Here is a 16,127-nt window from a genome sequence, read left to right on the forward strand (position 1 = left end):
AAAATGTTCAAGAAGATACTGATTGCCAATCGTGGCGAGATCGCATGCCGGGTGATCAAGACGGCGCAAAGGCTCGGCATTGCAACGGTCGCCGTCTACTCCGACGCTGATCGCGACGCCTTGCACGTCCGGCAGGCGGATGAAGCGGTCCATATCGGTCCCGCCGCCTCAGCCCAGTCCTATCTTGGCATTGCCAACCTCCTGGATGCCGTCACCGCCACAGGCGCCGATGCGGTTCATCCCGGCTACGGTTTCCTGTCCGAGAATTCGAATTTTGCCGAAGCGCTCAAAGCCATTGGAGTGGCGTTCATCGGCCCCTCGCCCGTCGCCATCGAAGCGATGGGCGACAAAATCACCTCGAAGAAGATCGCGGCATCTGCCGGTGTCTCCACCGTGCCTGGCCATATGGGATTGATCGAGGACGCAGAGGAAGCGGCGCGCATCGCCACAGAGATTGGCTTTCCTGTCATGATCAAGGCATCCGCTGGCGGCGGCGGCAAGGGCATGCGTATTGCCTGGAACGACGTCGAGGCGCGCGAAGGCTTTCAGTCCTCGCGAAACGAGGCGAAGAACGCCTTTGGCGACGATCGCATCTTCATCGAGAAATTCGTTACCGAGCCGCGTCACATCGAAATCCAAGTGCTCGGCGATCAGTACGGCAATATCGTCTACCTCGGCGAGCGGGAATGCTCAATCCAGCGTCGCAACCAGAAGATTATCGAGGAAGCCCCATCACCGTTCATCGACGAAGCAACCCGACAGGCGATGGGAAAGCAGGCCATCGCTCTTGCCAGGGCGGTCGGCTACCACTCCGCAGGCACCGTTGAGTTCATCGTCGATCGCGACCGCAATTTCTACTTCCTCGAGATGAACACCCGGCTTCAGGTCGAGCATCCGGTCACCGAAATTATAACTGGCATCGATCTGGTCGAGGAAATGATCCGCATCGCCGCCGGCGAAAAGCTGCGCTTTGCCCAAGAAGACGTGAAGCTGAATGGCTGGGCGGTCGAAAGCCGGCTCTACGCCGAAGACCCGTATCGCCATTTCCTGCCCTCGATCGGTCGTCTGACACGCTACCGGCCGCCCGCTGAGGGTCCGCGTGCGGACGGCTCGCTCATCCGCAACGATACCGGTGTGGTCGAGGGGTCGGACATCTCGATGCACTATGATCCCATGATCGCTAAGCTCTGCACCTGGGCGCCCGACCGGCTAGGCGCGATCAATGCGATGGCTGCTGCGCTGGATGATTTCGAAGTCGAAGGCATCGGCAATAACCTGCCATTTCTCGCCGCTGTCATGGCCCATCCCCGGTTTCGCGAGGGGCGGCTGAGCACGGCCTTCATCGCCGAGGAGTTTCCGGATGGCTTCGCAGGTGTATCTCCGACCGATGCGGATGAGCGCAAGCTCGCGGCCGTCGCGGCACACATCAACTGGAAACTCCAGCACCGCAATGTCCTGATCTCCGGGGCGATGGACAATCATCGTCGCAAGGTCTCCAGCGATTGGATCGTGACGCTTGGCAGCCATGCATTTGCAATCGCGGTGCGCGATCCGGAAGACGCAACCACGGTTTCATTCGATGACGGCTCGGCCCTGAGCGTTGTTAGCGATTGGCTGCCGGGACGGCATATCGCGCACTTCCACATTGGCACTGAGACCGCGTCGATCAAGACGTCGCGGTCAGGAACCGGCTACCGACTGCGCTGGCGCGGAATGGATGTTGTCGCCCATGTGCGCAGCCCCGCTATCGCCGAGCTCGCGCGATTGATGCCGAAGAAGCAGCCGCCGGACACCTCCAAGCTACTGCTTTGCCCGATGCCAGGTGTAGTCACCGCGATTGCCGTGTCCGAAGGAGAACAGGTCGAGGCTGGACAGGTGCTCGCCACCGTCGAGGCCATGAAGATGGAAAACGTGCTGCGCGCCGAACGGCGGGCCGTCGTCAAACGGATCGCCGCCAAGGCGGGAGCAAGCCTTGCCGTTGACGAACCCATTCTGGAGTTCGAATGATGGCCGACGCCAAACTTGCCGACTGGCGCACTCTTGCCGAGCGGGAGCTGAAGGCCTCCCCCGATGCCCTGGTCTGGCGCACTGCCGAAGGTATCGACGTCAAGCCGCTTTACACGGCGGATGACTTGGGTGCCATCGACCACCTCCATTCCTTGCCGGGGCTGAAACCCTTCGTCCGCGGACCGCGCGCGACCATGTATGCTGGCAGGCCGTGGACGATCCGGCAATATGCCGGCTTCTCTACCGCGGAGGAGTCAAACGCCTTCTACCGCAAGGCGCTTGCGGCGGGCCAGCAGGGCGTGTCGGTTGCGTTCGATCTCGCCACGCATCGCGGCTATGACAGCGACCACCCGCGCGTCGTTGGCGATGTCGGCAAGGCGGGCGTAGCAATCGATTCTGTCGAGGACATGAAGGTCCTGTTCGATCGCATACTGCTCAAGGATGTTTCCGTCTCCATGACCATGAACGGTGCGGCCATCCCGATCCTTGCCTGTTTCATCGTCGCCGGCGAGGAACAGGGCTGCTCGCCGGCCGAGCTATCCGGGACCATCCAGAACGACATCCTGAAGGAGTTCATGGTCCGCAACACCTACATCTATCCGCCCGAACCTTCGATGCGCATCGTCGCCGACATCATCGAGTACACCGCAAAGGAGATGCCGAAGTTCAACTCGATCTCAATCTCCGGTTATCACATGCAGGAGGCGGGCGCGACGCTGGTGCAGGAGCTCGCCTTTACCCTGGCCGATGGGCGCGAGTATGTCCGCGCGGCGCTGAGGAAAGGCCTCGACGTCGACGATTTTGCCGGACGGCTCTCGTTCTTCTTTGCGATTGGCATGAATTTCTTCATGGAGGCCGCCAAGCTGCGGGCGGCGCGACTTCTGTGGTCGCGTATCATGGAAGAGTTCGAACCAAAGAAGCCTTCATCGCTAATGCTGCGCACGCACTGCCAGACATCGGGCGTGTCGCTGCAGGAGCAGGACCCCTACAACAACATCGTGCGCACCGCCTATGAGGCGCTCGCTGCGGTGCTCGGTGGCACGCAGTCACTCCACACCAATTCCTTCGACGAAGCGATCGCACTGCCGACTGAGTTTTCGGCGCGGATCGCGCGCAACACCCAGCTAATCCTCCAGCACGAGACCGGCGTAACCAAGGTCGTCGATCCACTGGCGGGCTCCTATTACGTCGAAAACCTGACCGCCGAACTTGCCGACAAGGCATGGGCGCTCATTGAGGAAATCGAGGAAATCGGCGGCATGACAAAAGCTGTCATCGACGGTTTGCCAAAACGCTTGATCGAGACGGCGGCGACCCGGCGCCAGGCGGCGATCGACCTCGGTGACGAAGTGATCGTCGGCGTCAACAAATACCGGCTGGAGACCGAAGCCCCGATCGAAAGTCTTGAGATAGACAATGCAGCGGTGCGCGAGGCGCAGATCCGTCGTCTCGAACAAACAAAGCGTCAGCGCGACCCCAAGCGCGTCGACTCAGCCCTTGCCGCGCTTGGCGAGACCGCAGCCAGCGGCAAGGGCAATATACTTCAATCAGCCGTCGAAGCGGTGCGTGCTCGCGCGACGGTGGGGGAGATTTCTGACACCCTGCGCCGCGCCTTCGGCGATCACGTGGCCGTTCCTGAGGTGACCTCAGAGGTTTACGGCGCCGCCTTCCAGAATGAGCCGGAATACCAAACCCTAGGGTCCCGGATCAGAGACCTTTCCGTCTCGCTCGGCGGCCGGCCGAAGTTGATGGTGGCCAAGCTCGGCCAGGATGGTCATGATCGCGGCGCCAAAGTGATCGCATCGGCGTTCGGCGACCTTGGCTTCGACGTCGTCGCCGGGCCGCTTTTCCAGACACCAGAGGAAGCCGCAGCCGTGGCGGTGGCTTCTCATGTTCATGTCGTCGGCGCATCTTCGCTCGCGGCCGGACACAAGACTCTGTTGCCGCAGCTCGTCGAGGCGCTGAAAGCAAAGGGCGCCGAAAACATCATCGTCGTGTGCGGTGGTGTGGTGCCGCGCCAGGATTATCAGTTCCTGATGGACCACGGGGTCGCCGCTGTGTTCGGCCCTGGAACCCACATCTTGGATGCCGCGCGTGCGGTCGTCGATCTCCTAGAAGGAAGGCGCCGAAATCAATGAAGACGCTCGTCGTCAAGCCTTGGGCAACCCGTCGGGATGCCCATGCTCGGGCGGTGGCGATGTAATGGACCGCAACGGCTCTCGAATGGCCCCCGCGGCCAGCCTCTTGCTTGCAGCAGCCACCGTCTGGCTGCCGAACACAGGAACGTCATCGACGTCGCAGCGATCGCTGATCGACCCAGGGCGCAACGAGATTCGACAATTGGCCCGCGACGTCGCGTTGAGGGCTGGAAAACCGAGCGCAATGCCGTAAAGACGGGCGTCATTGACGGTAGGGAAGGAGACAATGGTAGTGAATGGATCGCAAATCAGCTCCGAGAGTGTCCGGCCCTTCTGGACACAAACCGAGGTTCTCGCGCTCCATGAGCTGCCTTTCAACGATCTTCTCTTTCGCGCCCATGGCGTCCATCGCGAGAATTTCGATCCGAACAAGGTCAACTCAGCCGGCTCCTCAGCATCAAGACAGGCCGCTGCCCGGAGGATTGCGGCTATTGCAGCCAGTCTGCGCATCACGAAAGCGGTTTGAAGGCGTCGAAGCTGAGGGGAGGTCAGGCGCGTCATCGCCGAGGCGACGCCTCGGCATTGAGCCTATGGAACTCGAGGCGCAATGAACGAGGCACTGTGCTTTTTTGCCGGCGCCAACTCGATCTTCGTCGGCGACACGCTGCTGACGGCGGACAATCCCTGCGACGGCAACTCTTCCGCTGGGACGATCCCGCTCTCGCTCTCGCTCGCCCATCGAACACAGCCGTTTCGGTAGGGCGAGAAGGTTCTTCTGGCGGCTGCAGGTGCCGGTCTCAGCGGCGGTGCGCTGGCTATCGGAATTTAGCCGAATAACTTGGCCGCTCCGAGAGGCGACATGATTAGCCACATCGATAGGAAACCGACCAATGCGAGAAATAGTCGCCGGCAAGCACGGAAAAGATTGCTGCAGGCAAACAACCCAACCAAACCCCAGGGGAGCAAGTATGTTATTCATCACTGGCGATACCTGCATCCCCGACGGCATCGATAGAAAACCCCGGCATGATGTCGCCCGCCAGCAGCTTCTCCTTGGAGAGCAGCCCGGCATCCTCGAGCGCCTCGAAATCCGGCAGCTGGCGCAGCGTGTCGATCCCGAACTGCGACAGAAAGGTTTTGGTCGTCACATAGGTATAGGGCGCGCCGGGCTGCGCGGCCCCGAGGCGATCAGATCTTGCGCGCGCAACACGCCGATCAGGTCGCGCGACACCTCCTTGCCGAAGAAGCTCGACAGTTCGCCACGGGTGATCGGCTGGAAGTAGGCAATGCACATCAAAACGAGCGCCTCCGCCTGCGACAGTTCTTTTGCCCCCTCGCCCGCTGCCGTGCCGAAGGCGGCGTGAATGGCGTCGCCAAAAATTTTCTTGGTCCGGTGCTGCCAGCCACCGGCGACCGCGACCAGCTCGTAAGGGCGGGAGGCGAGCTCGGCGCGAATGTCGTCGATGATCAGCTCGATATTGCAATTTCTTCCCACCACCCGCGCGAGGACACTGCGTGTCACCGGTTCGCTGGCGGCAAAAATGACCGCTTCGACGCGGCCCATCCATTCGCGCCAGCGCAGCTCCTACGGCAGGTGGTCCAGTTCCGTGTCGAGCAGCACAGGCTGTTCGTTTGGCCTGCGGCGGGCGGACGCTTCGCTCATCGCTACAGCCCAAACAGCCGAAAGGTGGTGCGGCCGGAAAGCTCGCGCACGGCATCGAGTTGTTGCAGCCGCTCGAACAGGCGTCGCGCCGCAAAGCGCGACAGGCTTTTGGTCGTCAGCGATCCGGAGACGGCGTCGTCGTCGAGCAGTCTTTGGATCACATCGCCCGCCCCCTTTGCCCTGAGCTTCGGTGCGACGACGATGAGCCGCTCCGCGCGGCGCGACAGCTCGGCGGCCAACCGGCAGGCATCGGCCGCCGCTTGAACCACCGCAACGCAGACCGCCCGCTCAAACCCTTTTTCGCCCGGCCGAATTCGCTTGCCGCCGGGCTCGCCGCGAAAAGCCGGACCAAAGGCCTGCGCCATCAGCAGCGGCAGCGGGCGCGGCCAGCGCAGGTTTTGCGCCAGCACCAGGTCGGCCAGCCACCAGGCAAAAAGCTCGGCATCGGGGCGCATGGCGACGACGCGAGCGGCGATCGCCGCAGCGGCGAACGGCGCCGGCCGTCCGGGTTGCGCGACTTTTTCGATGTCCTTGCAGAGGTCGGCTAGCGCCGCGCCGTCCCAATGGAGCCCTAGCTGGTCGACGATCTTTTCGAGCCGATCGACGCTGGCCGCGGGCGGCTGCGCGGCTAACTGCCGCCAGGCGCCAAGGATGGCGCCGGCGGGACCGGGATCGGCGCCGGCCGGGCAGAGGTGCCAGGCATCGCGCAAGGCGGCTTCGTCCTCGGCGCGGCCGGCGAGCTGCATGCTGGCGGCGGCGCAGCGAAGCGCCAGCCGCTGGCGCCAGGCGCCGGCCCAGGCGGGTTGCGCCCCGGTGAGCGTGTCGAGGGCGCCCAGCGCGGCGCCAGCCTGAAAGGCGGCGTCGGCATCGCTCGACGCGCTGCTAGCGGCGAGCGCCCAGGCCGGCACGGCCGGCACGGCCGGCGGCGCGGCGGTGCTGGCGGTCGCGGGATCGAGGCGAATCATGGTTTGGAGGGTAAAGCGGCAGTGCGCCTTTGGCCACGATTTTTGCATCGAACCGCACAGGTTGTCGTGGACAAGTGATGTCCGGTAAGCTTGCCTTATCGGCGCTCTTGCTCCGCCGTGTTCGGCGGAAGCTTGGAATGGGGTTGCCAAGCGCTTCTGCCGTCGCAGAGCCGCTCGGCTTCGGTGATGTGGCCGGCGCTGCACGCTGCTTGGGCGCAAACGAGAGCGGAAAGCGCGCCTTGAGCCAGAGGTCGCGCTCAATGCCGAGGCCAAGCCGCCCCTTGACGCTTGCAAGCTCGGCGAGGCTGACGCTGCCGAGTTCGGGGAAGCCTAAGCCGAGGTCGCACGGGCCGAACAGGGTGTCGCCGTCGGCGTCGATTTGGGTGAGAAGCCAGGTTGCTGACCCGGAACAGTTTTGCCACTGGGACATGGTCGGTGGCATTAGCAATGGCGTATTGTATATCGTCAGCCGGTGCCATGTTTCGCTTCCGAGCCCCCCGGTCAGCCCGGCGCGTGCTGACCTACCCCGCTAGAGGGCCGGTCCATCCCAAATTGCCGCAGGTGACTTAGCGTCAAGACTCAGCTAAGGGTGCTGCGTACACTCCCATCCTAGCCGGCGTCCATTTCAGGCAACCTCCACCAAACGGCGCCGGCCTTCTTCCTATTCGTCCGCCAGATCTCCCAACGCCGAGCGCCGGAGGCGGATCGTGTGCTGCTCCGGTTGGGTGGAATAGCTCTGCGCTCATCCACTCGCGGCTCTTGCACTGCTGGCATCGAACCTTTTTCCTCACCTCGTCGATCGTGACCTTGCCGATCACCGCAGCTCGAGCGGCTCGTAGCAGCGCGTGACTTGCAGCGTGCGACCCGCTTCCGCACTAAGCCGCGCTGTTCTTGATCACGCGCAGTTCGTGGTTCCCCAGCCGCCGGGAAGCGGCTGCCCTACCATTGCCGATCGTGTGCTGAGCGAAGTCGGAAATCGGGCAAGGTCGGCCGAGAAGATAACCCTGGATCGCATCACAGGCTTCTCCACGAAGGAAGGTCAATTCCGCGTCCGTTTCGACGCCCTCTGCCAAGACGGGGAGCTTGAGGCCCCGGGCGAGGCCAAAGACAGCACGCATGACGGCAGCCGCCTCGACGCTGCTATCTACCGCCCGCACTAGAGACTGGTCGACTTTGATCTTGTCGAACGGGAAGGCCCGCAAATTCGACAGCGACGAGTACCCGGTGCCGAAATCATCCATTGCGATTTGGACCCCAAGGCTTTTGAGCTGGCGCAGCGCGGCGAGCGCGCGCCCCATGTCCTTGATCAGGCAAGTTTCGGTAATTTCCAGCTCGAGGCGGAATGGATCGAGACCGGTCTCTTTCAGCACTGCGCCGACCAACTCGGATAAATTCCCGCCATGGAGTTGCATGGCCGAAACGTTGACGCTGATTGCTAGCGGTTGTTGCCAGCTGGCCGCCTCGGCGCAGGCGGTCCGCAGCACCCATTCACCGATCTTTAGAATGGCGCCACACTCTTCAGCGATCGGGATGAACACCGCCGGCGGAACGGCGCCGCGTTCAGGATGATCCCACCGGAGCAGCGCTTCGAAACCGAAGACCTCGTTGGACACGAGTTGCGCCTGCGGTTGATAGACGAGGCGGAGTTCCTTGCGCGAGATCGCGTGACGGATGTCGTGCTCGAACTGACGGCGATCGCGCAGATGCTCACCCATGGCCGGCTCAAAAACGCAATAAAGGCCACGCCCCTGCATTTTGGCCTCATAGAGCGCAGCATCGGCATGGCTCAAAAGCGTCTCCCGATCGGGTGCATCGTTCGGGAATACAGCGATGCCGATGCTGGTGCCGATGGTTACGCCGGCGGGCAGGTTGCCGCCTGTGTCGTTGAATGCGTCCAGGATGGCCTCAGCAGTGCGCGTCGCATAGCCCGCGCTCGGCAGACCGGGAACAATCACAGCGAACTCGTCGCCGCCCAAGCGCGCAACCATTTGCCCGGGCTTAAGGACGCCCCTGATCTTCTCGGCCACACACTGCAGCACGGCGTCTCCGACGAGATGGCCGAAGAGGTCGTTGATCTCCTTGAAGCGGTCGAGATCGAGGAAGAGCACGGCAAGGCACCGCTCAGTGTCGAGATGTGCCGTAAGCTCGGCCTCCAGCTTTTCGTTGAAGCTCGTGCGGTTCGGAAGCTTGGTCAAGGGATCGTGGTGGGCAAGGAAGTGAATTTCCTCCTCCGCCCGCTTGCGCCCGCGGATATCGCGCACGGCAAACACTTGATGCGGCTTGCCGGCATAGAGGATGCTGTGCCGGATCAGCTCCGCCGGGACCATGCTGCCATCCGTCGCGCGGAGCCCCACCTCAAGCGGCGTTTGCGCAGTGCCCGTGAACTCGCCTTGGGAAACGGTGGGAAAGAAGGACGCGAGCGGGCGTCCGACCGGTTGAGAGCCGTCGACGCAGGCAAGCGCGGCGAAACTGCGATTGGCTGCCACGATCTCGGTTTCGTTGCACACGATCAGCCCCTCGACGGCCGCGTCGGCCAGCTCCTGCATACGCGCTGCCTCGCCAGCGCGGCGGAGATCGCGCACATCGAGGGCGAGGCCGATGATGGCCAAGAGGATGATGAGGATCGAAACGAGGGCTACGCCAGCCGCCATCCAGTCCGCCGGCAACGCCGTTGCGGAAAGAACAATGCGCGGGTCTGGCATGATTGCCGCCGCGGCCATCGCGGTGAAATGGTGGCTGCAAATCGCTACCGTCAACACGAGGGCACCGAGCGCCTTCCATTTGAGCGTGTTGGAGTGAAGGGCAACCGGCAATGCGGCCGCGCCGAACAGCCCGCCAAGAATGATTGAGGCGGCGACGAGCGGCACATCCCACACGACGCGGCCCGCGATCTCGAATGCGGCCATGCCAGTGTAGTGCATCACCGCGATGCCGCCTCCGACGATCGCACCGCCGATCCAGCGTCCATGTGGAACGCGTGGCGAGATGCCGATCGTGAGACCCGTGCCGGTCAAAGCGATCGCGGCCAGCAACGACATGATCGTCAAGGCGATGTTGTAGCCGCTCGGTACGGCGGGCTGGAAGGCCAGCATAGCTATGAAATGCGTCGCCCAGATGCCGAAGCCGGTGGCGACCGCGGCGACGGCTAGCCAGATCCGTCGCATCTCGCTTTCACTGCGCCCGACATGGTGGAGGAGGTTCACGGCCGTGAAGGAGGCCAGGGCGCAAATGAAGGCGGCCAGCGCAACCAGACGCAAATCATGCTGCGTCGCAATGCAAGTGTAGACTTTCAACATGCTCTTCCCCCAGGCAGGATGATCACCCCGTTGGGGAGAAATCTACGCCCAAAACTTGAATAAAGCGCTTAAGCGGCAAATCCGCTTTGAATCATCTCGTCTCTCAAATCCGGTCATCTCTTGCGCCCTCAAAGGCGATTACGCGGCCTAGGCAAGGTTCGTCTTCTTCCCGAGCCGGGCGCAATTCCGGCCGTGATCGCGAAATCTCGACGCAATGCCTTCTCGATGTGCCGCGCCAGCGTCACATACGTGGGCGACGGCCAAGGCGGCCGTTCTCATCGAGATAGGAGGTAACCAGACCATCGCCGGTTAAGATGCCGGTCCTGCTATTCAAACACCTAGCTCCTGACCAAACTGCTTCGCAGCAATGCCAGGAATGTCGTCAATCCGGTCAGGTTTCCCGATTAAATAGCCTTGAGCTTCATCACATCCGACGCGGCGCAGGTAGTCGAGCTGGGCGAGAGTTTCCACGCCTTCGGCTGTCACCTCAATTCGAAGCTCATGCGCCAACTCAATCAATGATCTTACAATGGCGGCGCAATCCGCATCGGCCAGCATATCCTGGACAAAAGATCGGTCGATCTTGAGCCGCGAAAGAGGCAATTTACGGAGGTAAGTGAGGGATGAATAGCCGGTGCCAAAATCGTCAAGAGCAACTGTCACAGATAATGAACTTAACGACTGTAATAACGAAATCGTTTCTTCAAAATTCGAAATCAGCACCGTTTCTGTGATCTCGACCTCGAGTCTTCGGGGCTCCAAACCGGCTTCAGCCAAGGCCGCTACAATTCCATCCAGCAAGGCCTTGTTCTTAAGCTGCATTACCGACAAGTTGACGGATACCCGCAAGTCGCGCGGCCAGCGCGCCGCTGCCAAACAAGCCGTTTTGACGACCCAGTGTCCGATGGAGTGAATCAAACCCGTTTCTTCAGCGATGGGTATGAACTCCGACGGAGGGATAGGGCCAAGGGTCGGATGCTGCCACCGCAGAAGCGCTTCAAAACCTCGGATGCGATCGCTCCCGAGGTCGAGAAAGGGTTGAAATGCGAGCCAAAGCTGGTCATTGGCCAGCGCAGATGGGAGATCGCGTGCAAGGGCATGGCGCCTTGCAGCAGCTTCATCGTCGCCTGGGCTGAAAAACTGGATGGAGCCCGCCCCCGGCGTCTTGGCCCTGTATAGCGCGGTGTCGACGCACCGCAGGAGTTGGTTGGTATCCAAACCGTCAGCGGGGGCCAAAGCGATACCTATAGAGGCCCTGCAATATATTTCGCGCCCTTCGATCAAGAACGGCGCGCACATGGCATCTACGATCTGTTTGGCCAAGGACCTGATCTGATCTGGCCTGATATCGCGCGTAGCAATTATTGCAAATTCGCCGCCCTCCAATCTGGCAATGCCATCGCTCTCCCGTGTCGATCTCCGAAGTCTCGCAGCCACTTCGACCAAAAGGGCATCCGCCATGGCTCGGCCAAAGCGATCATTCACCTCGGCAAAATTGTTAAGATCGAACAAAAGTAACGCACAGTGCTGGTCAAACTGCTTTGCGTCCACCAACGCGTTCTCCAGCCGCTCGTTGAAGCTGAACCGGTTTGGCAGTCTCGTCAGAACATCCCTGCGAATGGCATTTTCGCTTTCCGCCTGCAGAATAAAGCGCTGGGTAAATTCGAAGGCGTGAGCAAGCACGGCACGAAACAGCGTGATGGCGTAACTCACCATCAGGATTGCGACGGGCAGGTTGACCGCGTCTTTCACCCACACGATCGCCACCGTTGAACCGACGAAGATCGGTAGCGTATACGCGATGGCCGCAATAGGAATCGTGTAAAAGGAAGCGGCGCCGCCTGCGATCATCCCGGCGCTCAGGCAGGTAATGACGACCTGGGCGGCACTTGTTGCCCCGCTGAAGAACAGAACGGGAAGTGCTCCCCACCATGTGCCGAACAAGAAGGCGTTCCGCACCAGGTTTTGCGTTGTCCGGCGAGACACTGACCTTGGTTTGACGGACTGAAATGATGATCTCGCTCTTAGGCCGACGAAACCAGCGGCGACGATGATCACACTCGCCCAGAGGATGGCTTTGGTTTGGTCAGGCGAGCCCCAAAACGCCATGACAAAAGTGGCCGCATTGAGGATGTTCGCAACCATGGAAAGAAGCGTGTTGCGAAGCACGATACTGACCTGCTCCGCCCTGATAAGGCCGGCAAGTGGTTCGATCGTCGAGGGCCCGCCAAAAACACGCAGGTCTCCCGCCAAAAGGTCACCGAGCCTTGCGGCTGACAGACGCTGCATCACTCTTTCACTCCCGCCCTAGAGTAGTAGCTGCGTGTTGATCTCCTAGCACCGAACAATTCGGAAAAAGTAAATTTCAACGGCAAATTTGGACAGCCCAGTTGGGGAAACCAAAGGGCTCCGGAATTCGAAGATAGTGAAAGACACGATGCTCCCTATCCGGGATGTCGCGACGCAAGCCTAGGAATTCTGCCTCAAGTCTGTTGCCGGCCTCCGTGAAGGACTTGGCCTTGTTGCATTCTGAGACCCACGTTGCCCTAATCCGATCGCTGGTTCACGGCCGCGATGTCCTATCTATCTGCGTCCCCACAAAGGGGGCCGCCCGGTAGCCGTTCCTGGTTGGAGCGTGGCTGTCGCGACACAACGAATGCGCGCGCGGGGGCGCTTCAATCTTCGAGGCCGTCACCGGCGCCCGCCATCCGAGGATACGCCCTGAAGCAGGGGCGTCGCCTTCCTTGTCATCAGCATCGCGCCGGCCCGCGCGGAAGCCAGACTGAGCCGGTCCCGTGTGCGCCGGTAATCTCTCCCAGGCAAGGGCGGCGCCCGTCCTCACATGCCGGAACCGACACCTGCGCTCCGGCGTCCTGCCATTGTCGATAGGTGTCCACAGGCCATCGCTGTAACCGTTGACGATGGCTGCGACCCGCAGCGCCACGGTGTTGATGCCGCGGCAGCGCCTGCCTGATGCGACGTTGGTCGGGCCGGCGGCGCTGGTTTCCGTTTTGGAACCACGACGCGCCCCAATCACCTGCACCTTCTTCGATTGCAGCGATGATCTCGGCGGTGATGCGCGTGTATGCCGTGGCAAACAGCCCGTTTTCGATGGCAAAAGCATGACTCAATGGGCGTGGGGATGCGGCGGCGTCCGGAGCAACGGAGGGCCGCCTCCTCGATCACCTGGTCAGCAAGTCTGAAACCTCGCATTGCCGCCTGATCTACAGGCTGCGCTTGCGGATGCATACCGCAGAAAGCTGCGACCGCTTTGCTTGTGCAAAGAGCCCTGCCCGGCGATGTATATTGCGCAGGGTTGGCGACCAATACATGGTCAAGCGGATGCCGCTGTCGGGTGGCAGCCATGATCCGTCCTGTTCCTCTTACGAGCCGCCCGACGACCTGTCCGGCCTCGGCGTGCTGATGGGCAGCGCTATCCAGGTCGATTCCGAGAGCGGCATGGCCGCGCTGATGCTGGACTTTCGGCTGTCGAAGGTCGGCACGCGATCTGTGCCGGCAGCTGGCGCCGTAGGCTCGAACAGCGTGGTCGGAGACACCAGGAAACTCTCGCTGCGAGGCCTGCTCCATTACCTCTGGCACGAAGCGGAGCTGACGGTCTGGACGTCACGATGGGCTGGCAAACGGCATTGGTGGAATATCCGTTGGCACCTCGTCGAGGCCGCTGGCCAGATGACGGTCAAGGGCGGAGCGCCGAGCGAAATCCTGTTTGTGCCCGAGCCGTTCCGGTCCGCCGATAAAATCGCGATCGAGCAAAGGCGCGGGCAGGCGCTTGCACCTGCGCTGCCCCCGAAGAGCGGCCCCAGAAAGCTGATGATCCTGGTCGGCGAGGTCAAGGAGTTCAGCCCGGCTCGGGGCGGTCACAAGTTGATCGTCAAGCACATGCCGGGGTTCGTGTTCCTGTTGGATGAGAGTCTTCATCGTCGGCTTCAAACCCGCTTTGAAACCGAGATGGCACTCTGGAGCGCGGATGAGGCATCGCATCTAGTCGCGATGCCACCTTCGGGTTGACCCCGGCGGGGCTGGCGGTGATCGAGGAAATGGCCATCATGGTCGTGGCGGAGAATTGGGTGCCTTACGAGTCCGCCTATGAAAAGAAGCTGGTCGACGCCCTTGCAAGGACCAGGGAGCGAAGCATGAAAGGACTGCGCTACAATCTACCATTGGACAGGCCAACCGCGACGGCGATATTGCAGACACAGCCGCGGCCGGTTGGCCTCTATATCGTCCCCCCTTCTTCCGATGGCACATATGAGGAAACGCTGAGCGAACTGATCGCGTCGCGACCGGAGTTCGATTCCTGGATCTGGCGGACGGCCGATAGTGAGATGCCGACTTTGCCTGGTCGGCAAGACGGTGGGCCCATCATATGAGGCACCGTTCGCGGCCGGTATTTCAGGTACGCTGGTATTATCATCCAATTCGCTCGTCTGAGCGGATATTCCCGGCAAATGATGTATCCGCCCTGGACCACAGAGCGGGTTGCAGTGCGGACGTGCAGGCGATCCCTTCCGGTTCGCAAGTTGGGCGGGTCACGCCGTGTTCGTAGCCGCTGATGAGCTTCATCGCCTCTGGCGCGCAAGAAAAGGGCCGGGCTTGCAGCACCCGGCCAAGCAAGAGGGCAAAAACCTCCAGAGGGGAACGCGCCGGACGCAATGGGAGGAGAACGCCCGACGCACAACGGCATATAGGTCAGCAAGGATGACATCTCAACGACGTGCCAGTAGACCACGAGGCCTGATCATCTTGGTGCACTGAAGCTTGCGAGCCCGGGCGTTTGCCCAAAACCTCATTTCACGTTGCTTTCGGAATTACAAAAGCTCAAGACGGCATGGCTGCATATATCGGTTCCGCGCCTAGCAGCCGAAACGATTTCCGGGGCGAACGCGTATTAGTAATAGTTTATGACGATACTTATGCTGCCGAGACCTTTATTGCCTTCAGCCACAACCATTACTATGCCGCGAGGCTTCGCCTGCTGCCTTCAAGCCAACCGGAGAATTTCATGACAGAAGAAGCCGAGCACAGCCTCAGAACACGGCTTCATCTTCTCCACCTTAGCTGCGCCGGCCAAGTATGACGAGCGGCCGCCGCTGACCTGCATGGCCACGCCAGACGCATCGGCGCAGCGAACATTCTGCCTGTACGAGCAGCGGAGTTTGACAATGAATAGACGTATCCCGCAGGCCCGGATGTCATGCCATTCTTGTGGCGGACGGCCGTGATCACGTCTGAACAAGCAGCGTGTGTCGCCGCCCGTTCACCCTTATTTACGCGAACAACTCCTTGTAACCGGTGGTCATCATCCAGTTCGCCCGATCGAGATGGCTTCGCGCTGCTTTTCGCGCGCGCACCGGCTCTTCCGCCGGATCGATGCCGAGGATGACCTGCGCCATCTCCTCATAACTGGCATCGTCGGCGGAGGCGTCCAGGAACCTCAAGTAAGTCTTGAAGTGCTGCTTGTCGTAGGCGGTCAGGCTTTCCGACCAAGGGACATCGTCTTGAAGACCTGGTTCAACGTCTGTGTATTTCATCACGATATCCGGCTCCGGGAACAACTGGTCGAAGATTTCGCTTCGACAGGCTACCCGGACCGAGGGATCCTCAAGGCGACATTCCGATCATCGTCGGCAACAGCCCGCTGGAAGCGAGAAACGCTCCTTTGGCGATGCAACTCCAGGTTAGGGATGAATTGCAAAAAGCGCAAAGACTGTTTCGGCTGACCGTGGATTCCGCCGACTGCTCGGCAACTAACTTCACATAATTTCACATTTTTTAACACAGACGAAGTCGGCCCAGAACTTACGGCCGAAACGCTCGCTTAGGCAGTGGATACCCCGTAACGGGGGCAGGCTTCCGCGCCGATTCCACATCTTTCGCCTTTCAGTCCGTCCCCCCCGCCCGTCTTGACTAAGTACGAACCTACAGCCTATCTCACCGACATCTTAGCACTCCCCAACAGCGAGTGCTAACCACCCTCCGGCAACGGAGAACCTTTCAACCTGCGCACCAGGGATAATAAAAATGGCAAAGTCGAAGT

Annotated in this window: 8 protein-coding genes and 4 pseudogenes; 5 read left to right on the forward strand and 7 right to left on the reverse strand. The window is 61.1% G+C overall.

The window, feature by feature from the left end; genetic code table 11:
• Positions 1 to 3 precede the first annotated feature (3 nt).
• The 4 genes and pseudogenes from FCU66_RS06215 to FCU66_RS06230 form a co-directional block, all read left to right on the forward strand.
• A complete protein-coding gene (locus tag FCU66_RS06215; protein WP_136620267.1) occupies positions 4 to 2,007 on the forward strand; it encodes an acetyl-CoA carboxylase biotin carboxylase subunit in 2,004 nt (667 codons plus the stop codon).
• Positions 2,007 to 4,145 carry a methylmalonyl-CoA mutase gene (gene scpA, locus FCU66_RS06220; RefSeq protein WP_168992023.1) on the forward strand — a complete coding sequence of 713 codons (2,139 nt, stop codon included), beginning with the start codon at positions 2,007 to 2,009 and terminating at the stop codon, positions 4,143 to 4,145. The genes FCU66_RS06215 and scpA overlap by 1 nt, the downstream gene beginning before the upstream one ends.
• 286 nt (positions 4,146 to 4,431) lie before the next feature.
• A pseudogene (locus FCU66_RS06225) lies at positions 4,432 to 4,685 on the forward strand (biotin synthase BioB); the annotation flags it as partial.
• Between the two features lie 148 nt (positions 4,686 to 4,833).
• A pseudogene (locus FCU66_RS06230) lies at positions 4,834 to 4,974 on the forward strand (3-oxoacyl-[acyl-carrier-protein] synthase III C-terminal domain-containing protein); the annotation flags it as partial.
• A 142-nt stretch (positions 4,975 to 5,116) separates the two neighbouring features.
• Here FCU66_RS06230 and scpB read toward each other — a convergent pair.
• The 6 genes and pseudogenes from scpB to FCU66_RS42760 all read right to left on the reverse strand — a co-directional run bounded on the left by scpB (position 5,117) and on the right by FCU66_RS42760 (position 13,200).
• Positions 5,117 to 5,709, reverse strand: a pseudogene (scpB, locus tag FCU66_RS06235) (SMC-Scp complex subunit ScpB).
• 101 nt (positions 5,710 to 5,810) lie between these two features.
• Entirely contained in the window at positions 5,811 to 6,773 is a 963-nt protein-coding gene (locus FCU66_RS06240; RefSeq protein ID WP_136620265.1) for a DUF1403 family protein, read from the reverse strand.
• The gene (locus FCU66_RS06245) at positions 6,691 to 7,203 is read right to left on the reverse strand and encodes a DUF2958 domain-containing protein (protein ID WP_425462840.1); all 513 of its coding nucleotides are present in this window, start codon (positions 7,201 to 7,203) and stop codon (positions 6,691 to 6,693) included. Before FCU66_RS06245 ends, FCU66_RS06240 begins: the two co-directional genes overlap by 83 nt.
• A gap of 445 nt (positions 7,204 to 7,648) precedes the next feature.
• Positions 7,649 to 10,069: a bifunctional diguanylate cyclase/phosphodiesterase gene (locus FCU66_RS06250; protein WP_136620264.1), complete on the reverse strand. Its 2,421-nt coding sequence runs from the start codon at positions 10,067 to 10,069 to the stop codon at positions 7,649 to 7,651.
• Between the two features lie 330 nt (positions 10,070 to 10,399).
• Entirely contained in the window at positions 10,400 to 12,358 is a 1,959-nt protein-coding gene (locus FCU66_RS06255) for a putative bifunctional diguanylate cyclase/phosphodiesterase (protein ID WP_136620307.1), read from the reverse strand.
• A gap of 461 nt (positions 12,359 to 12,819) precedes the next feature.
• Positions 12,820 to 13,200, reverse strand: a complete 381-nt coding sequence (locus tag FCU66_RS42760) for an ArdC family protein (RefSeq protein ID WP_136620263.1) — start codon at positions 13,198 to 13,200, stop codon at positions 12,820 to 12,822.
• A gap of 112 nt (positions 13,201 to 13,312) precedes the next feature.
• Between FCU66_RS42760 and FCU66_RS06265 the strand changes: the two are divergent.
• Positions 13,313 to 14,460 (forward strand): annotated as a pseudogene (locus tag FCU66_RS06265) (DUF1173 domain-containing protein).
• Between the two features lie 897 nt (positions 14,461 to 15,357).
• Here FCU66_RS06265 and FCU66_RS06270 read toward each other — a convergent pair.
• Positions 15,358 to 15,621, reverse strand: coding sequence for a DNA -binding domain-containing protein (locus FCU66_RS06270; RefSeq protein WP_136620262.1), 264 nt, complete (start codon positions 15,619 to 15,621; stop codon positions 15,358 to 15,360).
• Positions 15,622 to 16,127: the final 506 nt, after the last annotated feature.

Source organism: Mesorhizobium norvegicum (genome assembly GCF_004919685.1).
Classification (GTDB): domain Bacteria; phylum Pseudomonadota; class Alphaproteobacteria; order Rhizobiales; family Rhizobiaceae; genus Mesorhizobium; species Mesorhizobium norvegicum.